Origin of the sequence: Falsochrobactrum tianjinense (genome assembly GCF_019100495.1) — a bacterium.
In the GTDB taxonomy this organism is placed as follows: domain Bacteria; phylum Pseudomonadota; class Alphaproteobacteria; order Rhizobiales; family Rhizobiaceae; genus Brucella; species Brucella tianjinense.
Genome location: NZ_JAHRVA010000001.1, coordinates 941,842 through 962,402 on the forward strand (window position 1 = coordinate 941,842; position 20,561 = coordinate 962,402).

The window sequence follows — 20,561 nt, forward strand, 5'->3', positions numbered from 1 at the left end:
ATCGCCTTCGATAGGGTTGTGAAGGCGGCAGGGAAGTCACCATGCCCGAATTAAGCAATAAGGACCGATAACGGTTCAGGGTGAGGGGAATTGCCTGCATTAGGCATGGCTTGGGGGATGCACATTTTTCTCGAGCTTCTGCAAAAAATATAGCAACAAAGGCGTTTGGGCTGAATCCGGCTCTACGGCTTCCAGGGAACTTAAAAAAGGTTGCAGGCCAGATGAAAAAAACTGTTTTGACGGGTGTATTGGGTGTGGCGGCGTTGCTTGGCGCGGCTTGGGGAGCATCGGCGGACACGCTTTCCGATGTAAAGGAGAAAGGTTTCCTACAGTGCGGCGTCAATACTGGCCTTCTCGGCTTTGCTTCGCCTGATGATAAGGGCGAATGGTCGGGTTTCGATGTCGACTATTGCCGCGCAGTGGCAGCGGCAATCTTTGGCGATCCCACCAAGGTGAAATTCACGCCGCTTAACGCCAAGGAGCGTTTCACCGCGCTTCAGTCGGGCGAAGTGGATGTGCTGATCCGCAACACCACCTGGACCATCGGTCGCGATACGTCGCTTGGCCTCGATTTCGCCGGCGTAAATTATTACGACGGTCAGGGTTTCATGATCAATGCGAAGAAGCTGTCGGGTATCAATTCCGCCTTGCAGCTTTCGGGTGCATCGATCTGCGTTCAGGCCGGCACGACCACTGAATTGAACATGGCCGATTATTTCCGTGCCAACAAAATGGAATATAATCCGGTGGTCTTCGAGAAGCTCGAAGAGGCCAATGCAGCCTATGATTCGGGCCGCTGTGATGCCTATACCACCGACCAGTCCGGTCTTTATGCGACCCGCCTGACACTGGCTAATCCGGACGACCATGTTGTTTTGCCGGAAATCATTTCCAAGGAGCCGCTCGGCCCCGCCGTTCGCCAAGGCGATTCCCAATGGGCAGATGTGATTCGCTGGACCCATTACGCGCTGCTCAATGCGGAGGAATTCGGCATTACTCAGGCCAATGTCGAGGAAATGAAGGGTTCCGACAACCCTGAAATCAAGCGCCTTCTGGGTTCTGAAGCTGATACGAAGATCGGTACCGATCTTGGCCTCACCAATGACTGGGTGGTGAACATCCTTAAGGGTGTCGGCAATTACGGTGAGATTTTCGAGCGCAACCTTGGTGCGGGCAGCCCGCTCAAGATCGCCCGCGGCGTCAATGCCCAGTGGACCAAGGGTGGCCTGCAATACGGCATGCCGATCCGCTAGTGTGGCTTACGTATTTGAAGTTCTGAACACAGATACCAAGCAAATGACAGGAACTTCAAACCCACCGCACTAGGAAGGGGACCTTTATCAGCCGATATCAGGCGGGGGCGTTATGCGCCCGCCAGATTTTTCGGCTCTGTAGGTCTGCTAATCCGCATCTTGCAGCACGAATTGCAAGGCAGAACGGTTCGGCGTCCCATGTTTCTGAAAATGGATTCTATTTTCGGGCCGATGCTGTAGCCGAAAGAAAACAGGAAACATATGGCTTCCTTTTCTGTACGCGAAAAACGCCACAACAGCAGCGGAACTTCATTTTTGTATGATCCGCGCGTTCGGGGCATCTTTTATCAGGTTCTGGTTTTCGTGGCCGTTGTGGCTGTGATTTACTGGATCGTGGACAACACGATCACCAATCTCCAGCGCGCCAGTATTGCTTCCGGCTTCGATTTCCTGAATGGGCGGGCTGGGTTTGACGTCAGCCAGTCGCTGATTTCCTATTCCAGCGATTCTACCTATGGGCGGGCCATACTGGTTGGTCTGCTGAATACGCTCTATGTAGCGGTTCTGGGGATCATTACCGCATCGATCATTGGTTTCCTGGTTGGCATCGGGCGGCTTTCAAAAAACTGGCTGATACGCAAGATCTGTATGGTTTATGTGGAGATCTTCCGTAATATTCCGCCCCTTCTGGTTATTTTCTTCTGGTATTTCGGCGTCTTGTCGGTATTGCCGCAGGCACGAGAAAGCCTGGCCTTGCCATTCGGCGGCTTTCTCAATAACCGGGGTTTTTTCTTTCCTGCTCCGATATGGGGTGAGGGAGCGTGGCTCATTCCTGTGGCTCTGCTGCTCGGTATGGCTGCCGCCTTTATGATCGCGCGATGGGCGCGCCGCAGGCGCATGGCGACGGGCCAGCCTTTTCATACGGTTCAGGTGACGATAGCGCTGATTGTCGGCCTTCCATTGCTGGCGCTCATCGCCACTGGTTTTCCCGTTTCCTTCGATTTTCCAACGCTGGGCACGTTTAATCTCACCGGCGGCAGTCAGGTAAAGCCGGAATTTCTGGCGCTGTTTCTGGCCCTTTCCTTCTATACGGCGGCATTCATTGCCGAAACCGTTCGTGCAGGCGTGCTCGGGGTGAGCAAGGGGCAGACCGAAGCGGCCTATGCGCTCGGCCTGCGCAGCGGCACGACAATGCGCCTCGTCATCGTACCGCAGGCGTTGCGCATTATCATTCCGCCGCTTTCAAGCCAGTATCTGAACCTGACCAAGAACTCCTCGCTGGCGATTGCCATTGGTTATCCGGACCTTGTCGCGATTGGCGGGACGATTCTCAATCAGACCGGCCAGTCCGTTGAAGTGGTTGCAATCTGGATGGTGATCTATCTCGGCATCAGTCTGATCACTTCGGGCCTGATGAACTGGTTCAATGCCAAAATGGCACTGGTGGAGAGATAATAATGCAAAGCGGCAATCTCCAATATGTTCGTATGCAAATGGTTGATGAGGAAGCGCCCCCGCATTCCGTGCAGGGCATTTCGCATTGGTTGCGCGTCAATCTGTTCGCCACCCCTGTCGATGCGGCAATGTCCATACTGGCGCTTCTCGCGCTGGCCTGGCTTCTGCCATCGGTTATCGAATGGCTGTTCATCAATGCGGCATGGACCGGTAGCAGCCGCGAGGCGTGCCTGACCGTGGCGCAAGGTGGCACACAACCCGAGGGCTGGTCGGGTGCCTGCTGGGCGTTCGTGAATGCCAAGTATGAGCAGTTCATGTATGGCCGCTATCCGCTGAACGAACGCTGGCGCGTCAATCTCACCGCAATCATATTCGTAGCTCTGCTCGTACCGCTGCTAATTCCGAAGGTGCCGAAAAAGGCATTGAATGCAATTCTGTTTTTCTTTGTTTTTCCGGTGATCGCGTTTTTCCTGCTGGTTGGCGGCTGGTTCGGTCTGCGGTTTGTCGAAACCCCGCTCTGGGGTGGTCTGCTCGTCACGCTGGTTCTGTCTTTCGTCGGCATCGCGGTTTCTCTTCCGCTCGGTATCCTGCTGGCACTCGGAAGACGCTCGCATCTGCCGGTCATCAAGACCTTCTCCATCATCTTCATCGAAATGGTGCGCGGCGTGCCGCTGGTGACGGTGTTGTTCATGGCAAGCGTAATGCTGCCGCTTTTTCTGCCGCCGGGCGTGACGTTCGACAAGCTCATGCGTGCACTGATTGGCGTAGCGCTTTTTGCTTCCGCCTATATGGCGGAAGTGGTGCGCGGCGGCCTGCAAGCGATCCCGCGCGGCCAGTATGAGGGTGCGGAAGCATTGGGCCTGAGCTATTGGCAAAAGACGGGTCTTATAATATTGCCGCAAGCTTTGAAATTAGTGATTCCGGGTATCGTGAACACCTTTATCGGTCTCTTCAAGGATACCAGTCTCGTTTACATCATCGGCATGTTCGATCTGTTGGGCATCGTCCGCCAGAACTTCTCCGATGCCAATTGGGCCTCCCCACAGACGCCCGCAACCGGCTTGATATTTGCGGGCTTCGTTTTCTGGATATTCTGTTTCGCTATGTCGCGATACTCTATATTCATGGAGCGTCGGCTCGATACAGGTCACAAGCGATAAGAATAAGGGATGAGTAATGGCAATGAGTGCACAAAAGAGCGCTGTCCAGCAAACGGATGCCGATGGTGGTCGGTCAAAAATGGAAGTCTCTAAGACTGAGGTTTCGATCGACATCACCAATATGCACAAATGGTTTGGCGAGTTTCATGTTCTGCGCGACATCGATTTGAGGGTCATGCGCGGCGAGCGCATCGTCGTGGCGGGTCCCTCCGGTTCGGGCAAGTCGACCATGATCCGCTGCATCAATCGTCTGGAAGAACACCAGAAGGGCAAGATCGTCGTCGAAGGCGTCGAGCTGACCAACGATCTCAAAAAGATCGACGAGGTGCGCCGCGAGGTCGGCATGGTGTTCCAGCACTTCAATCTGTTTCCGCATCTGACCATTCTGGAAAACTGCACGCTGGCACCGATTTGGGTGCGCAAGATGCCCAAGAAGCAGGCCGAAGAAGTCGCCATGCATTATCTGGAGCGCGTCAAGATCCCTGAACAGGCAAAGAAATATCCGGGCCAACTTTCAGGTGGCCAGCAGCAGCGCGTGGCGATTGCGCGCGCGCTATGCATGAACCCGAAGATCATGCTGTTTGACGAGCCGACCTCGGCGCTTGATCCGGAAATGGTCAAGGAAGTGCTCGATACGATGGTGGGCCTTGCCGACGAAGGCATGACCATGATCTGCGTAACGCACGAAATGGGCTTTGCGCGTCAGGTCGCCAACCGCGTGATTTTCATGGATCAAGGGCAAATCGTGGAGCAGAATTCGCCTAACGAATTCTTCGACAATCCGCAACATGAGCGCACAAAACTGTTTCTGAGCCAGATTCTGCACTAATCGGACTGTTTCTTATCAATTGAAAACGCCCGCCGGTCATCCGGTGGGCGTTTTCTTCTTCCTGCATCCCTTTGCCGAACTGGATGCGCTCCGCCGAACGGACTGATGCTTCCAATCCAGCATACAGCCGAGATAGATTTTTCTAGCTTTTTCTATATCGAATATCCGGAGAATCGGACAGGTCCGTTCAAGGTAAATTGTCATTTCGGCACGCCTTTGCAACTGACGTTATGTGGAAAATCGTCAGGTGCCCGAGAATTATCGTAAACTCCATATATTCTATAGCTGTGAAAGTGGGTTGTCGGGAAAAAATGGGGTGGAGAGGTATAGCGACCTCGGAACGCCACCATGCTCACAAATAGTTGCAGAGAGGAGAAAACGATGTCCGGCCTTACGATTTGCCTATGGTTCGACATGCAGGCTGAAGAAGCGGCCAATTATTACGTCTCGGTTTTTCGCGAATGCGGCCGAACAGCCTCAGTCGATGGCCTCGTTCGCTTCAAACATTCTCACCAGCCTGCTGGTACGGATGTCGTTGTTGCGAATTTCACGCTTGATGGACAATCCATATGCGGCCTCAATGGCGGTCCCGAATTCAAATTCTCACCGGCGGCGTCTCTTATCATCAAATGCAAGGATCAGGCCGAGCTTGATGACTTCTGGGACAGATTGGTCGAGGGAGGCTCGCCAATGGAATGCAGCTGGCTGACCGATAAATACGGGTTCTCGTGGCAGATCGTGCCAGAGTTTCTGCTTGATATCCTGCAAAATGGTGCCCCAGATGTGAGGCAGCGTGTCGCCGAAGCGATGATGAAAATGGTCAAGCTTGATATTGCCACGCTGGAAGCCGCGCGCGACGCTATTTAGTTTTGCACGGCGGCAAGGGCATCATAGCCGTAAAGCCAGTCCAGATCCTTGAGAAAGCTTTCCGGCGAGCGCACCGCGAGTAACATATTGCGGCCGAGCGCAAAAGCGCCAGTTGCGTGATAGGCGAAACGGTTGAAGGCTCCACGTTTTGCAACCGTCGCAAGGCGTGTTTTGCGTATGATATCGAAATATCGAAGCGCTACCGTCGGATCCTTCGCGTCCAGCGCCTGTGCCACTGCTGCGGCGTCCTCGATTGCCATTGCGGCACCCTGTGCTGCAAAAGGCGTTACCGCATGGGCGGCATCGCCAAGCAGGATAGTGCGGCCCGCACAGACAAACTGCGCGTCAGCCATTTCAAAGAGTGGCCAATAAGTCCATTCGCGTGTTGATGTGATCACGTCGCGAACGGGCTGCCCCCAGCCCTTATATATCGGCAGCAGCTGCTCACGCTCGCCCGCTTTCGACCAGACTTCGCCCGGATTTTCGCCAGCGGTAATGGCAACAAAATTGAAAAACTCTCCGCCCTTGACAGGATAGGCAATGAAATGCGCCCGCTTGCCCAACCAGGCGGAAACGGCTTTTCGTTGCGGCAGCGCATTGGCAAAGGATGAGGGCAGGGTACTTGCGGCAATCGTGGTACGCCATGCGATATAGCCGCTGAAACGCGCCTTGCTATGCCCGGCGCGAGTGCGTTCGACCGACCACACGCCATCGCAGCCCAGAAGGTAATCAGCTTCGATGTTCTCGACTATCGTGCCACGTCTGACCTGCGCCTCGATCCGTTCGTCGATAGTTTCATGCTGTACGATCTCGGCGTCGAGATCGATCTTAATTGCAGGGTTTTCAAGACAGGCCGTCAGCAGGGCCGATTGCAGATCGGCACGGTGGCAGACGAGATAGGGATGATGCCAGCGCTTAAGCGCCTTGTCGCCAAGCTGCATCGCGAGCAAGGGGCGGGCGCTGCGGCCATCGACAAGATAGAGCGTTTCTGGCGTGACGGCTTTTGCGCGAAGCCTGTCGGCGACACCCAGGCGCTGCAAATGGCGCATTGCATTGGGGGCCAGTTGCAGGCCGGCTCCCACTTCGGAAAGTGCCGTGGCTTTTTCAAATAGCCGCACGCTCCAGCCCCTTGTGGCAAGTTCCAGCGCAGCGCTCAGGCCCGCAATGCCAGCTCCCGCAATCAGTATGCGTCCTCTGTCAATATCGCTCATATTCCCGGCGGCTTCGACCGTGCATGAATGTCAGGCAGCTTTTTCGACGGGCGCTTTATAAATGCAACCGACCGGGACGGTTTCATCGGCATGCAGTTGTGGATTGTAGCGAAAAAGCGTCGAGCAATAAGGGCAGACGATTTCACTTTCATTGCCCATGTCGAGAAAGACATGCGGATGGTCGAATGGCGGGTTTGCGCCAACGCACATAAACTCCTTCACACTGATTTCTATTGCATTATGACCTGCGTCGTTCTGGAAATGTGGGATAATGTGATCGGACATGATACGCTCCGTTAGCTGTGGATCGCGACATTCTGTTTGGCGAGGGTGTAGCGCGAACGGCTTGTTTCTGGAAGCGTTTTCAACAATTCTGGGGACATTTCAAGCACTTTGCTATCAAACTGTCATATGACATCCATAGGTTTATGGCCATGCCGGGATGTGCCGGCAAAAGCCGGAACAGGAAAAATGAGCGAAAACAGCACTATGGCAGCCCGGACGGACGAAATGGCCACCGATAGCCAAGATATATCAAGTGATAGTGATATCGCCGCTTTGATGCAAAGCCCGGAGCGTTTCGTTAATCGCGAGTTCTCCTGGCTTCAGTTCAATCGCCGTGTTCTTGAAGAGGCGGCCAATCTGCACCAGCCGCTGCTTGAGCGTTTGCGGTTTTTGTCCATTTCCGCAGCCAATCTCGATGAATTCTTCATGGTTCGCATTGCTGGTCTTGCCGCGCAGATGCGCGCAGGCGTGGCTCAGCGCAGCGCGGATGGTCGCACTGCGCAGGAGCAACTTGATTTTGTTCTCGACGAAGTGAGCCGTTTACAGGAGGAGCAACAGACGTGTTTGCGCACTCTTCGCGATGAACTCATCAAGGAAAATATCGCGATAGTTCGTCCCTCGGCCCTGTCGAAAGATGAGAAGGACTGGCTCGAAAATCATTTCCTAGAGACGATTTTCCCCGTTTTGACGCCGCTTTCCATCGATCCGGCGCATCCGTTCCCCTTCATTCCCAATCTGGGGTTCTCCATTGCGCTGCAACTGGCTCGACGGTTCGACAGCCATCCGATGACGGCGCTGCTGCGCATTCCCGTGGCATTGAAACGCTTTATCCAGCTTCCCTCCGAACAGCAGAACACCTATCGTTTCATCCGGATCGAAGATGCGGTCAGCCTGTTCATCGGAAGGTTGTTCCCCGGCTATGAAGTGCGCGGGGCGGGTACGTTCCGCATCATCCGCGATAGCGATATTGAAGTTGAGGAAGAAGCCGAGGATCTGGTGCGTCTCTTCGAGACGGCCCTCAAGCGTCGCCGCCGCGGTCAGGTGATCCGCATTGAATTCGACGCGGAGATTCCCGAAGCCCTGCGGGTTTTCGTTGCAACCGAACTGGGTGTTTCGGAGAACCGTATCAGTGTTCTCGAAGGGCTTCTTGCGCTGAACATGATTTCGGAAATCGTCTCGATTCCGCGCGACGATCTGAAATTTGTGGCTTACAATCCGCGTTTTCCAGAACGTATCCGCGAACATGCTGGCGATTGCCTTGCAGCAATTCGTGAAAAGGACATCGTTGTTCATCACCCTTATGAATCTTTCGACGTGGTGGTGCAATTCCTGCGTCAGGCTGCTGCCGACCCGGATGTGCTGGCGATCAAGCAGACGCTTTATCGCACCTCCAATGACAGCCCGATCGTGCGCGCGCTGGTCGATGCCGCCGAGGCCGGCAAGTCGGTGACGGCGCTCGTGGAATTGAAGGCGCGCTTCGATGAAGAAGCCAATATTCGCTGGGCGCGCGACCTCGAACGTGCTGGCGTGCAGGTGGTGTTCGGCTTTATCGAATTGAAAACCCATGCGAAAATGTCTCTGGTTGTGCGCCGCGAGGACCAGAGGCTGCGCTCCTACGTACATCTTGGCACCGGCAATTATCACCCGATTACGGCGCGCATCTACACTGATCTTTCCTTCTTCACATCGGATGCGGAAATTGCTCATGATGTGGCGCATATCTTCAATTTCATTACCGGCTATGCCCAGCCGGACGAAGAAATGAAGATCGCTATTTCACCGTTGACGCTGCGTACGCGAATCCTCAAACATATCGAGGACGAAATCGCCCATGCAAAAGTCGGACGGCCTGCAGCGATCTGGATGAAGATGAATTCGCTTGTCGATCCACAGATTATCGACATGCTCTACACGGCAAGTCAGGCCGGAGTTCAGGTCGATCTGGTGGTGCGCGGCATATGCTGCCTGCGGCCGGGCGTTCCCAGCCTGTCCGACAATATTCGGGCCAAGTCGATTGTTGGGCGTTTTCTCGAACATAGCCGCATTTTCTGCTTCGGAAACGGCAATGATCTGCCTTCGGGCAAGGCCATCGTCTATATTGCTTCCGCTGATATGATGCCGCGCAATCTCGACCGTCGCGTCGAGACCCTGGTACCCATCACCAATGCTACCGTGCATCGGCAAATCCTGTCGCAAATCATGTTTGCTAACATAATTGATAACCAACAAAGCTATCAGCTACTTGCGGATGGCACCTCTCGCCGGATAGAAAAAGAAGCTGGAGAGGAAGCTTTCAATGCGCAGGAATATTTCATGACAAATCCAAGCTTGTCTGGTCGCGGAAAGTCGCTGAAGTCATCTGCCCCCCGTCTGATCGCACATCGCAAACGTGTGCAGGCGGAAAGAAATACGACTTCATGAGTCCAGCCGTAGCACAGGGCCGATTAAAAGGTCTCAAACCCGTCGCGGTTATCGATATTGGCTCTAACTCGATTCGCGTCGTGGTTTATGAAGGCATCGTCCGTTCTCCGACCGTGCTGTTTAACGAGAAGCTTCTATGCGGTCTTGGCAAAGGGTTGGTCAGGACCGGCAAGCTGAACGAGAAATCTGTTGAGGTGGCGTTACGCGCGCTCAAGCGTTTTCGCGTGCTGGCCGAACAGGCTGGCGCGATTTCCATCCATGCGCTGGCGACCGCTGCGGCACGCGAGGCAAAGAACGGGCCTGACTTCATCGCACAGGCTGAAGCCATTTTGGGGCGGCATATCGAAGTCCTCTCCGGTAAGGAAGAGGCCCATTATTCGGCGCTTGGCATCATTTCGGGCTTCTATAAGCCGCAGGGAATCGCTGCCGACCTGGGCGGCGGCAGTCTCGAACTGGTGGCGGTGAAGGACCACGAAATCGGCGACGGCATTACTCTGCCGCTGGGCGGTCTGCGATTGCAGGACATGGCGAATGAGGATCTTGACGAAGCGGCCAGAATTGCCCGCACTGAACTGGATCGCGCCACGCTGCTTGAAAAGCATCAGGGCGAGGTTTTTTATGCTGTCGGCGGCACCTGGCGAAATCTCGCCAAGCTGCATATGACGGCGAATCATTATCCGCTCCATGTCATGCATGGCTATGAGATGGAGCCTGCGGAGGCACAGGACTTCCTGAAGCGGGTGGCGAAAGGCAATATCGACACTATGCCCGGTATTGAGGCTGTGTCGAAAAACCGCCGTCAGCTTCTCGCCTATGGCGCCACGGTTCTGCTCGAAGCCATCCGCCGTATGAAGCCTTCGCGAATTGTATTTTCAGCGCTTGGGGTGCGTGAAGGCTACCTTTATTCGCTCCTGCCCAAGAACGAGCAGAAACTCGATCCGCTGCTGGCTTCGGCGGAAGAGCTTGCCATATTGCGCTCGCGCTCGCCGCGCCATGCGCGCGAACTGGCGGCCTGGACGACGCTTTCGCTGCCGGTTCTTGGATTGGATGAAACGGAAGACGAGGCCCGTTACCGGCAGGCGGCCTGCCTCGTAGCGGATATAAGCTGGCGCGCGCATCCCGATTACCGCGGTCTGCAAGCGCTCAATATTATCGCCCATGGCTCTTTCGGCGGTATTGATCATGCGGGCCGCTCCTTCATGGCGCTGGCCAACTATTATCGGCATGAAGGGCTGGTCGAAGATGAGATCGGCCCGGAAATCGTCCAGCTTGCCACGCCGCGCCTGCGTGAACGCGCCCGGTTGCTGGGCGCGCTGCTACGGGTGATTTACCTGCTTTCGGCCTCTATGCCCGGCGTGATCCCGCGCCTGTTCTGGCGCGAGGAAGAAAAAGGTACTGCGCTTGTCATACCGGGCGATCTGGCTGAATTGATTTCGGATCGCCCGGAGGGGCGCTTGCAGCAGCTTGCCAAGCTGACTGGCAAGAGGCTTTACTTTGCGGTCGGCGACGCTGCTATTGAAGGAATGAGCGAGTGAGAAGCGGCAACTGGTTCCCTTATCCTTCTAACGAAACCGCCTGAATGCGGCGGTTCTCGAACTTGATGCCGATTTTACCGCCAATGAGATCGAGGGCTTTCTGACCGAAAACCTCTCGACGCCAGCCCTGCAGCGCGGGAACATCGGCATCGTCGCCTTCGGCCGCTATCTTCTCGATATCATCGGAAGTGGCGACAATTTTTGCCGCAACACTATGCTCTTCCGTTACCAGCTTGAGCAGCACTTTGAGAATATCGACTGCCGCAGCATTGCCTTCCGGCATATGGGAGGGCTTGGGAAGACGCGGCAGATCGTCCTTGGGGATAGCCAGCGCCGACTGGATTGCCGCGATCAGGCCAGCGGCCTGCGACGACCGCTCCCAGCCTTTCGGGATGGTGCGCAGACGGCCCAGCGCTTCCGCATCGCGCGGCTGCTGCTGGGCGATTTCGCCAATCGTATCGTCCTTGATGATGCGCCCGCGGGGCACATTGCGCTCGCGCGCTTCTCGTTCGCGCCATGCGGCGACGGCCTGCACGATGGCAAGTTCGATGGGCTTGCGCATGCGCGTCTTCACGCGTTTCCATGCATCGTCGGGATGCAGATCATAGGTTTCGCGCGCGCCGAGCACCGCCATTTCCTCATTGACCCATTCGCTGCGACCTTCATTCTCAAGCTTTTCCTTGAGATAGAGATAGATATCGCGCAGATAGGTGACATCGGCCAGCGCATAATCGAGCTGTTTCTCCGAGAGTGGGCGTCTGCGCCAGTCGGTGAAACGCGATGACTTGTCGATCTGCTTGCCGGTAATCTTCTGCACGAGCTGGTCATAGGAAATAGCATCGCCAAAGCCGCAGACCATTGCGGCCACCTGGCTGTCAAAGATTGGCGCAGGAATAAGGCCGCCAAGATGGAAGACGATTTCTATATCCTGACGCGCGGCATGGAAAACCTTGATCACTTTTTCATCCGCCATCAGCCGGAAGAAAGGTGCGAGGTCGAGGCCCGGCGCAAGAGCATCCACCAGCGCGGTGTGCTCCGGCGAAGCCATCTGGATGAGACACAATTCCGGCCAGAAGGTCGTTTCACGGATGAATTCGGTATCGACTGTCACGAAATCGGACTGGGCGAGAGCGGATATGGCCTCTTCGAGAGCCTGTGTGGTGGTGATCAATTGCATGGTTTCCCTTTAGACAAAGCTTTGCTGCTTGTCGCGGGGCAATCAGCAAATTTCCTTTTAACAATGCCTCAATAGTGATTTTTGTCGACATGTTCTGTCAAGCTGGTCTAACAAATCCTTATCGCGCCAGTGCAAGGCTTGACAAAACCCGGCCAAAATGCGCTTTTCCGCCCGAATTTGCAGCGCATTGGCTGCACAAGATTTATAGAGTTCCAAAAGGCAGAAATCATGCACCGTTATCGCAGCCACACCTGCGCAGCCCTTCGCAAGTCGGATGTCGGGTCCAATGTTCGTCTGTCCGGCTGGGTCCATCGCGTCCGCGACCATGGCGGTATTCTTTTCATCGACCTGCGCGACCATTATGGCCTGACCCAGATCGTTGCCGATCCTGATTCGCCTGCTTTCAAGATTGCCGAAACCGTTCGTGGCGAATGGGTCATCCGGGTCGATGGTGAAGTGAAGGCCCGCGCCGACGATTCGGTGAACCCGAACCTGCCGACCGGTGATGTGGAAATCTTTGCCACTGAAATAGAGGTGCTGTCGGCGGCAAAGGAATTGCCGCTGCCGGTTTTTGGTGAGCCGGATTATCCGGAAGATATTCGTCTGAAATATCGCTTCCTCGATCTGCGCCGCGAAACGCTTCACAAGAACATCATGAGCCGCACGAAGATCATTGCCTCGATGCGTCGCCGCATGACCGATATTGGCTTCAACGAGTTCTCCACGCCGATCCTGACGGCATCTTCGCCCGAAGGCGCGCGCGACTTCCTCGTGCCGAGCCGTATTCATCCGGGCAAGTTCTATGCGCTCCCGCAGGCTCCGCAACAGTATAAGCAGCTTCTGATGGTTGCTGGCTTCGACCGTTATTTCCAGATTGCTCCCTGCTTCCGCGACGAAGACCCGCGCGCTGACCGCCTGCCAGGCGAATTCTACCAGCTTGACCTTGAAATGAGCTTCGTCACCCAGGAAGAGATCTGGGAAACGATGGAGCCGGTCATGCGCGGTATTTTCGAGGAATTCGCTGAAGGCAAGCCGGTAACGCAGCAATTCCGCCGTATTGCCTATGACGATGCGATCCGTACCTATGGCACGGACAAGCCCGACCTGCGCAACCCGATCGAAATGCAGGCCGTGACTGAGCATTTCGCCGGTTCCGGCTTCAAGGTCTTCGCCAATATGATCGCCAACGACCCTAAGGTCGAAGTCTGGGCCATTCCAGCCAAGACCGGCGGCAGCCGTGCCTTTTGCGACCGGATGAATTCCTGGGCGCAGAGCGAAGGCCAGCCGGGCCTTGGCTATATTTTCTGGCGCAAGGAAGGCGACAAGCTTGAAGGTGCAGGTCCCATTGCGAAGAATATCGGCGAAGAACGCACCGATGCCCTGCGCCGCCAGCTTGGTCTGGAAGATGGCGATGCCTGCTTCTTTGTGGCTGGCCAGCCGTCGAAATTCTACAAGTTTGCGGGTGACGCCCGTACGCGCGCCGGCGAGGAACTCAATCTCGTGGACCGCGACCGTTTTGAACTGGCGTGGATCGTCGACTTCCCCTTCTACGAATGGGACGAAGACAACAAGAAGCTCGACTTCGCGCATAATCCGTTCTCAATGCCGCAGGGCGGCATGGATGCGCTGGAAAATCAGGACCCGCTCGAAATCAAGGCTTACCAGTACGATCTCGTCTGCAACGGTTTTGAAATCGCTTCCGGTTCGATCCGTAACCAGTTGCCCGAAGTCATGGTCAAGGCATTTGAGAAGGTTGGTCTGAGCCAGCAGGACGTGGAAGAGCGCTTCGGTGGCCTCTACCGCGCATTCCAGTATGGCGCGCCGCCGCATGGCGGCATGGCAGCCGGTGTCGACCGTGTGATCATGCTGCTGGTGGGCGCGAAGAACCTGCGCGAAATTTCGCTCTTCCCGATGAACCAGCAGGCGCTCGATCTTCTCATGAGCGCGCCTTCGGATGTGTCGCCAGCGCAGTTGCGCGATCTGCATATCCGGCTGGCCCCGGTGCAAAAAAGCTGAGCATTCATTTTACGATGTAAAAAAACCCGGCGTCGCGCCGGGTTTTTTGTGCTTGGCCTTAATTATTGGCGTCAACGCTTAGTTTAAGAAGCTGAATGAGCTTGGTTGGGTCCACCGAGGCGGTGGCGACGATGGACGCGAAAGTAACCGGCTGATCTGGTGAAGCGCTGATGGTCAGCGATTTTGGGTCGGAAAAATATTTATCCGCTGCCGCTGCCAGTTGCTGCGCGAATTCCGGGCTCTTGAGCTGCGTTGCCATCAACGGCACCAGCATTTTCATTTGCATGCCAAGCGTTTGCGCATCAGAGCCCTGCTGCTTCGCATAATATTCGAGCAGTTTCTGCGTCAGCGTGTCGTCGTCGAAATGAATTGTCAGGTTCTGAAGGTTTAATTGCTGGGCGAGATTAAGAGCCGCAAGCCCGGCCGCTTCCTTGTCGGCGTCTGCCTTGTTCATCTCCTGCTGCGTTTTCTGAACGGCTTCCAGAAAGGCCAGATCATAGCCACCAATCGTGCCGGTAATGTTGATCTTGCCCAGATCTACGGCATTGATTTCAAGCTGGTCCAGCACCATATCGCCCGATTGCGGTCGCCATGTACCCTTTGAGTTGAGCGAGCCGTTGAAACTGCTCATGTTAAGAGAGGCAAGCGGATTCTTGTCCTTTGGGAACGTCGCGTCGATATTTGCGATGGACCAGGCGTAATCCATCTTTTCCGTTTTGTTGGACGTATCGAGCGTGACCTCCATATCCCTGAGCGTCCCGCCCTCCGTGCCGGGTGTCCCGAATGTGATCTCGTCGATCTTCATCCTGTCGTAAAGAACGAACTTGTCGAGCGCACTGGTGGCTGTTTCGGGCGGAATAATCACATTCCCCATTTCTATGCCCTTGAAGGAAGCCTGATCGTTTTCCCCGGTCTCGCTTGCGGGAAAATCCAGATCCGGTACGCTTACTTTTTCGATCCTGTAGCCGCCTTCATCTGTGTCCTGAACATTTTCGAGCGTAATATCGCCGACCATGGTTTCCTTGTTGGAGAGGCTCGGAAGCCTGATCTTCGTGCCTTCGAGAATAATGTCGGAACCATCGGCCTGAACATCGGCAAAGCGCAACTCACCACCTTGCTGCGCATAGAGCGCCTTGATACGTTCGGCGACAGCATTGGCATCCGCGGCCATCGCCGCGCTGCCTAAAATGAGCGATATCGCTGTACTCGTGGTGAAAAGGCGGGCTGTGCGGCTGGTAAAGTCGAAAAGCTGCATTTCTAGACTCCTGATTTTATTTCATAAACGGTTGCGCATGGAAAAGGCCGCTGGTTTCATTTGTGGCATGATTGCTCTCAAGAAAACACAGCCAAACTTTTTATAGAGGGGGAATGGCGGCATATTCGTGATGAATGTACCGGATTGGTTCTCATCGCCACTTGCTGACGAATCGCGCAATTGGTACTGAGAACCATGGGAAAAAGTTTGATTCCGCCGGGCGACGGCGAAGAACACATCGAACGGGTCGATCTCAAATCTGCCCTTGAAGAGCGCTATCTCGCTTATGCGCTCTCCACGATCATGCATCGTGCGCTGCCCGATGTGCGTGACGGGCTGAAGCCGGTGCATCGGCGCATCATGCATACGATGCGGCTTTTGCGCCTCAATCCCGATCAGAGCTATGCGAAATGCGCTCGCATCGTCGGTGATGTAATGGGTAAATTCCATCCCCATGGCGACGCCTCGATCTATGATGCGCTGGTGCGTCTGGCGCAGGATTTCGCGGTGCGCTATCCGCTGGTCGACGGGCAGGGTAATTTCGGCAATATCGATGGCGATAACGCCGCCGCGATGCGTTACACCGAAGCGCGCATGACGGAAGTCGCAACGCTGCTTCTGGAAGGCATCACCGAGAACGCCATCGATTTTCGCCCGACCTATAATGAGGAAGACGAAGAACCGATCGTGCTTCCCGGTGCGTTTCCCAACCTGCTGGCCAATGGCTCGGCAGGTATCGCGGTCGGCATGGCGACCAATATTCCGCCCCACAATGTGGCGGAGCTTTGCACCTCTGCGCTTTATTTGATCAACCATCCCGATGCACCGGTCGAGGAACTCATTACCTCGCCGGAGCAATGGGAGGAACTCAAGCGCGAAGCGCAAAGCGATCCCGTCGCCCTGTTGAAAACCAAGGTCCGCGGCCCTGATTTTCCCACTGGCGGCGTCCTCGTCGAGGACCATAGCCACATTGTCGAGGCTTACCGCACTGGGCGCGGCTCGTTCCGGGTGCGCGCCCGCTGGCACAAGGAAGAAGGCAATCGCGGCACATGGGTGATCGTTGTCACCGAAATTCCCTATCAGGTGCAGAAATCGCGTCTGATCGAGAAGATCGCGGAATTGCTTCTGGCCAGGAAACTGCCGCTTCTCGATGACATTCGCGATGAATCGGCGGAAGATATCCGCATCGTTCTTGAACCCAAGAATCGTAGTGTTGACCCGGAGTTGCTTATGGAATCGCTTTTCAAGCTGACCGAGCTTGAAAGTCGCGTTTCGCTCAACATGAATGTGCTCTCGCATGGCAAGGTGCCGAACGTGCTTTCGCTGGGCGGCGTGTTGCGCGAATGGCTGGAACACCGCAAGGAAGTTCTGGTTCGCCGCGCCGAGTTCCGGCTGGCCGAAATCGAGAAAAGGCTGGAAATCCTCGGTGGTTTCCTCAAAGCCTATCTCAATCTTGATGAGGTCATCCGCATTATCCGCCAGGAAGATGAGCCCAAGCAGGAACTCATACGGACATTCGAGCTGAACGACGTTCAGGCCGAGGCCATTCTCAATATGCGCCTGCGCTCCCTGCGCAAGCTTGAAGAATTTGAAATTCGCAAGGAATTCGATGGGCTGACCGCAGAGAAAACCGATCTGGAGGCGCTGCTTGCTTCCGGCACGCGCCAGTGGAAAAAGATCAGCGCAGAGATCAAGACTGTGCGCGAAAAGTTTGGCCCTGAAAGCGTGCTTGGCAAGCGCCGCACCACATTCGGGCATGCATCGAGCCGTGACCTTGAGGAAATTCATCAGGCGATGATCGAGCGTGAGTCCGTGACCATCGTCGTGTCCGAAAAGGGCTGGCTGCGCGCGATGAAGGGCCATCTGGCCGATTTCTCGACATTGTCCTTCAAGGAAGGTGACAAGCTCAAGCTTGCCTTCCACGCCGAGACGACCGACAAGCTGCTATTTATCACCACAGGCGGCAAGTTCTTCACTATTGGCGCGAATACGCTGCCGGGCGGGCGCGGTCACGGCGAACCGATCCGTATCCTGGTCGATATGGAAAACGACCAGGATATTCTGATGGCTTTCGTGCATGATCCGGCAGCCAGACTGTTGCTCGTCTCACATGAGGGCAATGGCTTCATCGTCGCGGAAAGCGAGGCAGTCGCCAATACCCGCAAGGGCAAGCAGGTGATGAATGTAAAAGCGCCCGACGAAGCCAAGCTTTGCTTGCGTGTGTCGGGCGATCATGTAGCGGTCGTTGGCGAAAACCGCAAAATGCTCATCTTCCCGCTTTCTGAAATTCCGGAAATGACGCGCGGCAAAGGCGTGCGCCTGCAAAAATACAAGGATGGCGGCGTATCCGACATTCGTACTTTTGCGATTGCCGAGGGTCTGACATGGCAGGATTCAGCCGTGCGGACTTTCACGCGCAACAAGGACGAGCTTCTCGAATGGATAGCTGCACGCGCATCTGCTGGCCGTGCGGTGCCGAAAGGTTTCCCGCGTTCGGGCAAGTTCTGACAAGAGGCTGTCAGCCCTCAAAACGATGCCAGCCGCGCGGGCCTAGATGTTCCTGCGGCTTGAAGCGGGTTTTATATTGCATCTTGCGCGAGCCTTCGACCCAATAGCCCAGATAGACATGCGGCAGACCGGCGGCATGGGCGCGTTGAATGTGGTCAAGGATCATGAAGGTGCCCAGCGAGCGCTCTTCCATTTGTGGTGAGAAGAACGAATAGACCATGGAAAGGCCATCGGCCATCACATCGGTCAGCGCGACGGCGATCAGTTCTCCATCGCCCTTGGGGTCGATAAAACTGTCCGGTCCGCGTCTGCGATATTCGATGATCTGCGTATTTACATGGGTGTCCTCGACCATCATTGCATAGTCAAGCACGGTCATGTCGGACATGCCGCCCGAGTGATGCCGGGCATCGAGATAATCGCGAAACAGCGCATATTGCTCTGTGCTGGGCTGTGTTTTGTGAACGCGGCCGATCAGGTCGCGATTGTGATTCGAGACCCGGCGCATGGTCCGGTTCATCGAGAATTCGTCGGCGAGGATACGAACCGAAACACACGCGCGGCATGTCTCGCAGGCTGGGCGATAGGCAATATTCTGGGAGCGGCGGAAACCGCCCTGTGTCAGCAGATCATTGATCTCGGTCGCTTTGTCGCCGACCAGATGCGTAAAAACCTTGCGTTCCATCTGGCCGTCCAGATACGGACAGGGCGACGGGGCCGTCAGAAAGAACTGCGGAGATTGTTGCGGCTGATGGGTCATTCAATATCCACGAAACGGCAATACCCGAACCATCACGATACCCCATCAGAATCGGTCTGGCAGCGCGAAACGTCAATAGGTAATTTGCCTGCCAACCCTGAAACCGGGGCGAAAGCGTCGTTTAGGCGGTGTGCCTGTCTATTTAGCGGTCTGAACGGATGACCGCAGTGCCAAGTAGCAGGTCATGGACCGTGCGCTTGCGGTCGAGAACTAGTGTCGCCAGTAGAATCAATGGCGTCAATATGGCATTGAGAGCCCAGAACAGCACCGAATGGACGATGGCGAGCATCGGGGCCACCATGCCGCCTTCAAGCTTGATGAGCTTGAGATTCATCATCTGCATGCCCTTCGTGGCCTGTCTCGGACCGCCCATTGTGCGCGCTACATAGAGCAATGCAACGACGGGGAACATGATGGCATAGAGCATCCAGCCTATCCCCAGTGTGAGGACGCCGAAAAGGGCGATCAGGATCGCCACCGGAATGCAGAGAAGAAAAACGATCAGGTAATCGATCAGAAAAGCCATGATACGACGCGTACGCACGCCTTCAAAAAACGCGCGGCTCTCGTAACGTGGCGTCATGATTTCACCGTGCAGAATATGGTCGGACATGGTTCCTTCCAGTCATTCAAAAAGAAGCGTCCGGGAAATACATGTTCCGTCCGCTGCTCCGCACCGCGCAGAACAAGCCCAAAGTGGTGACAAAAACCGGCCATTTCAAGGAAATACTGATTTCAGGTAGCTTCCTCGCGCAATCAGTCATGTTTTTTGAGCTTTTTGGCGGCATCCAGTGCAAAATAGGTCAAAATGCCGTCGCAGCCTGCCCGTTTGAAAGAAGACAGGCTTTCCATCATGACCTTTTCTTCATCGATCCAGCCATTGAGGCCCGCCGACTTGATCATCGAATATTCGCCCGATACCTGATAGGCATAGGTAGGCAGGCGGAACGTGGTCTTCAGCCGGTGGATGATATCGAGATAGGGCATGCCGGGCTTGACCATCAGCATGTCCGCGCCTTCGATCACGTCCTGTTCGGCTTCGCGCACCGCTTCATCTGAATTGGCCGGATCGATATAATAGGTCTTCTTGTCACCCTTCAATACGCCCAGCGTGCCGATGGCATCGCGATAGGGGCCGTAAAAGGCCGAGGCGAACTTGGTGGCATAGGACATGATCGCGACATGATTGAAGCCGTTTTCATCCAGCGCCTGCCGGATAGCGCCGATGCGCCCGTCCATCATGTCCGAGGGTGCGATGATATCCGCGCCCGCTTCCGCCTGTGAAAGCGCGCCGCGCACGACCATGGCGACGGATTCATCGTTGACGATCTCGCCATCGCGCAAAATGCCGTCATGACCATGAGTGGTGAATGGATCGAGTGCTGCATCGGTGATGATGCCGATTTCCGGGACCTCTTTCTTGATGGCGCGTACGACCCGATTGATGAGATTGTCGGGACTGAACACGAAGGAGCCATCTTCGGTCTTCACTTCGGCTCTCTCGCGCGGGAAGGGGGCGATGGCTGGAATGCCGAGCTTCGCCGCTTTTTCCGCCAGACGCACCGCCATGTCGACGGAATGACGTTCGACACCGGGCATCGCTTCGACGGGTTCGCTCATGCCTTCTCCGTAGGTGACGAAAAATGGCAGGATCAGATCGTCGACGGTCAGGCGCGTTTCCTGCACCAGCCTGCGTGACCATTCGGCCTTGCGCATACGGCGCAGGCGTCTACTGCCGGTCACATCATCGATATGGCCGGTGATATTGGAGGGCGACAATTTGGACAGACGATCGTTCATAAAAACTTCCCGACAAAGAAAGCTTGAGA

Annotated in this window: 17 protein-coding genes; 9 read left to right on the forward strand and 8 right to left on the reverse strand. The window is 55.4% G+C overall.

Going from position 1 to position 20,561, the window contains the following annotated elements; all coding sequences use genetic code 11:
• Positions 1 to 221 precede the first annotated feature (221 nt).
• The 4 genes from KUG47_RS04495 to KUG47_RS04510 all read left to right on the forward strand — a co-directional run bounded on the left by KUG47_RS04495 (position 222) and on the right by KUG47_RS04510 (position 4,697).
• Complete coding sequence (locus KUG47_RS04495; RefSeq protein WP_217676721.1) at positions 222 to 1,253, forward strand: amino acid ABC transporter substrate-binding protein; 1,032 nt, start codon at positions 222 to 224, stop codon at positions 1,251 to 1,253.
• Positions 1,254 to 1,514: 261 nt separating this feature from the next.
• The gene (locus tag KUG47_RS04500; RefSeq protein ID WP_217676722.1) at positions 1,515 to 2,708 is read left to right on the forward strand and encodes an amino acid ABC transporter permease; all 1,194 of its coding nucleotides are present in this window, start codon (positions 1,515 to 1,517) and stop codon (positions 2,706 to 2,708) included.
• A gap of 2 nt (positions 2,709 to 2,710) precedes the next feature.
• Positions 2,711 to 3,868 (forward strand): amino acid ABC transporter permease, encoded by a 1,158-nt coding sequence (locus KUG47_RS04505; RefSeq protein ID WP_217676723.1) that lies wholly within the window; start codon positions 2,711 to 2,713, stop codon positions 3,866 to 3,868.
• A 16-nt stretch (positions 3,869 to 3,884) separates the two neighbouring features.
• Positions 3,885 to 4,697, forward strand: coding sequence for an amino acid ABC transporter ATP-binding protein (locus KUG47_RS04510; RefSeq protein WP_422718051.1), 813 nt, complete (start codon positions 3,885 to 3,887; stop codon positions 4,695 to 4,697).
• A gap of 36 nt (positions 4,698 to 4,733) precedes the next feature.
• Here the strand turns inward: KUG47_RS04510 and KUG47_RS16715 are convergent, their stop codons facing one another.
• A complete protein-coding gene (locus KUG47_RS16715; protein ID WP_254799268.1) occupies positions 4,734 to 4,901 on the reverse strand; it encodes a glyoxalase superfamily protein in 168 nt (55 codons plus the stop codon).
• Positions 4,902 to 5,078: 177 nt separating this feature from the next.
• Between KUG47_RS16715 and KUG47_RS04515 the strand changes: the two genes are divergently transcribed.
• Positions 5,079 to 5,564 carry a VOC family protein gene (locus KUG47_RS04515; RefSeq protein WP_217676725.1) on the forward strand — a complete coding sequence of 162 codons (486 nt, stop codon included), beginning with the start codon at positions 5,079 to 5,081 and terminating at the stop codon, positions 5,562 to 5,564.
• Here the strand turns inward: KUG47_RS04515 and KUG47_RS04520 are convergent.
• Together KUG47_RS04520 and KUG47_RS04525 are read right to left on the reverse strand one after the other, a co-directional pair.
• Complete coding sequence (locus KUG47_RS04520) at positions 5,561 to 6,766, reverse strand: FAD-binding protein (protein WP_217676982.1); 1,206 nt, start codon at positions 6,764 to 6,766, stop codon at positions 5,561 to 5,563. The genes KUG47_RS04515 and KUG47_RS04520 overlap by 4 nt on opposite strands.
• Positions 6,767 to 6,805: 39 nt before the next feature.
• Positions 6,806 to 7,060, reverse strand: coding sequence for a zinc-finger domain-containing protein (locus KUG47_RS04525; RefSeq protein ID WP_217676726.1), 255 nt, complete (start codon positions 7,058 to 7,060; stop codon positions 6,806 to 6,808).
• Positions 7,061 to 7,285: 225 nt separating this feature from the next.
• On the opposite strand from KUG47_RS04525, the gene KUG47_RS04530 reads away from it, so the two are divergent.
• Positions 7,286 to 9,481: an RNA degradosome polyphosphate kinase gene (locus KUG47_RS04530; RefSeq protein WP_254799322.1), complete on the forward strand. Its 2,196-nt coding sequence runs from the start codon at positions 7,286 to 7,288 to the stop codon at positions 9,479 to 9,481.
• Positions 9,478 to 11,016, forward strand: a complete 1,539-nt coding sequence (ppx, locus tag KUG47_RS04535; protein ID WP_217676728.1) for an exopolyphosphatase — start codon at positions 9,478 to 9,480, stop codon at positions 11,014 to 11,016. Before KUG47_RS04530 ends, ppx begins: the two co-directional genes overlap by 4 nt.
• 19 nt (positions 11,017 to 11,035) lie before the next feature.
• On the opposite strand, the gene rnd is transcribed toward ppx, so the two are convergent.
• On the reverse strand, positions 11,036 to 12,193 hold the full coding sequence (rnd, locus tag KUG47_RS04540) for a ribonuclease D (protein WP_217676729.1): 1,158 nt from the start codon (positions 12,191 to 12,193) through the stop codon (positions 11,036 to 11,038).
• Between the two features lie 228 nt (positions 12,194 to 12,421).
• On the opposite strand from rnd, the gene aspS reads away from it, so the two are divergent.
• A complete protein-coding gene (gene aspS, locus KUG47_RS04545; RefSeq protein ID WP_217676730.1) occupies positions 12,422 to 14,209 on the forward strand; it encodes an aspartate--tRNA ligase in 1,788 nt (595 codons plus the stop codon).
• 58 nt (positions 14,210 to 14,267) lie between these two features.
• Here aspS and KUG47_RS04550 read toward each other — a convergent pair whose 3' ends face one another.
• Positions 14,268 to 15,464 (reverse strand): hypothetical protein, encoded by a 1,197-nt coding sequence (locus tag KUG47_RS04550; protein WP_217676731.1) that lies wholly within the window; start codon positions 15,462 to 15,464, stop codon positions 14,268 to 14,270.
• A 195-nt stretch (positions 15,465 to 15,659) separates the two neighbouring features.
• Here KUG47_RS04550 and KUG47_RS04555 point away from each other — a divergent pair, with 195 nt between their 5' ends.
• Positions 15,660 to 17,972 carry a DNA topoisomerase IV subunit A gene (locus KUG47_RS04555; protein ID WP_217676732.1) on the forward strand — a complete coding sequence of 771 codons (2,313 nt, stop codon included), beginning with the start codon at positions 15,660 to 15,662 and terminating at the stop codon, positions 17,970 to 17,972.
• A 10-nt stretch (positions 17,973 to 17,982) separates the two neighbouring features.
• On the opposite strand, the gene KUG47_RS04560 is transcribed toward KUG47_RS04555, so the two are convergent.
• The 3 genes from KUG47_RS04560 to hemB all read right to left on the reverse strand — a co-directional run bounded on the left by KUG47_RS04560 (position 17,983) and on the right by hemB (position 20,532).
• Positions 17,983 to 18,732, reverse strand: coding sequence for an arginyltransferase (locus KUG47_RS04560; RefSeq protein WP_217676733.1), 750 nt, complete (start codon positions 18,730 to 18,732; stop codon positions 17,983 to 17,985).
• 142 nt (positions 18,733 to 18,874) lie between these two features.
• Positions 18,875 to 19,345, reverse strand: a complete 471-nt coding sequence (locus KUG47_RS04565) for an RDD family protein (RefSeq protein ID WP_217676734.1) — start codon at positions 19,343 to 19,345, stop codon at positions 18,875 to 18,877.
• Positions 19,346 to 19,488: 143 nt separating this feature from the next.
• Complete coding sequence (gene hemB, locus KUG47_RS04570; RefSeq protein WP_217676735.1) at positions 19,489 to 20,532, reverse strand: porphobilinogen synthase; 1,044 nt, start codon at positions 20,530 to 20,532, stop codon at positions 19,489 to 19,491.
• Positions 20,533 to 20,561 lie beyond the last annotated feature (29 nt).

What these genes read in the sequence shown, in the direction of transcription:
- KUG47_RS04495 (WP_217676721.1), top strand. Translation starts at nt 222, where the DNA reads ATGAAAAAAACTGTTTTGACGGGTGTATTGGGTGTGGCGGCGTTGCTT.
- KUG47_RS04500 (WP_217676722.1), top strand. Translation starts at nt 1,515, where the DNA reads ATGGCTTCCTTTTCTGTACGCGAAAAACGCCACAACAGCAGCGGAACT.
- KUG47_RS04505 (WP_217676723.1), top strand. Translation starts at nt 2,711, where the DNA reads ATGCAAAGCGGCAATCTCCAATATGTTCGTATGCAAATGGTTGATGAG.
- KUG47_RS04510 (WP_422718051.1), top strand. Translation starts at nt 3,885, where the DNA reads ATGGCAATGAGTGCACAAAAGAGCGCTGTCCAGCAAACGGATGCCGAT.
- KUG47_RS16715 (WP_254799268.1), bottom strand. Translation starts at nt 4,901, where the DNA reads ATGACAATTTACCTTGAACGGACCTGTCCGATTCTCCGGATATTCGAT.
- KUG47_RS04515 (WP_217676725.1), top strand. Translation starts at nt 5,079, where the DNA reads ATGTCCGGCCTTACGATTTGCCTATGGTTCGACATGCAGGCTGAAGAA.
- KUG47_RS04525 (WP_217676726.1), bottom strand. Translation starts at nt 7,060, where the DNA reads ATGTCCGATCACATTATCCCACATTTCCAGAACGACGCAGGTCATAAT.
- KUG47_RS04530 (WP_254799322.1), top strand. Translation starts at nt 7,286, where the DNA reads ATGGCCACCGATAGCCAAGATATATCAAGTGATAGTGATATCGCCGCT.
- ppx (WP_217676728.1), top strand. Translation starts at nt 9,478, where the DNA reads ATGAGTCCAGCCGTAGCACAGGGCCGATTAAAAGGTCTCAAACCCGTC.
- rnd (WP_217676729.1), bottom strand. Translation starts at nt 12,193, where the DNA reads ATGCAATTGATCACCACCACACAGGCTCTCGAAGAGGCCATATCCGCT.
- aspS (WP_217676730.1), top strand. Translation starts at nt 12,422, where the DNA reads ATGCACCGTTATCGCAGCCACACCTGCGCAGCCCTTCGCAAGTCGGAT.
- KUG47_RS04550 (WP_217676731.1), bottom strand. Translation starts at nt 15,464, where the DNA reads ATGCAGCTTTTCGACTTTACCAGCCGCACAGCCCGCCTTTTCACCACG.
- KUG47_RS04555 (WP_217676732.1), top strand. Translation starts at nt 15,660, where the DNA reads ATGGGAAAAAGTTTGATTCCGCCGGGCGACGGCGAAGAACACATCGAA.
- KUG47_RS04560 (WP_217676733.1), bottom strand. Translation starts at nt 18,732, where the DNA reads ATGACCCATCAGCCGCAACAATCTCCGCAGTTCTTTCTGACGGCCCCG.
- KUG47_RS04565 (WP_217676734.1), bottom strand. Translation starts at nt 19,345, where the DNA reads ATGTCCGACCATATTCTGCACGGTGAAATCATGACGCCACGTTACGAG.
- hemB (WP_217676735.1), bottom strand. Translation starts at nt 20,532, where the DNA reads ATGAACGATCGTCTGTCCAAATTGTCGCCCTCCAATATCACCGGCCAT.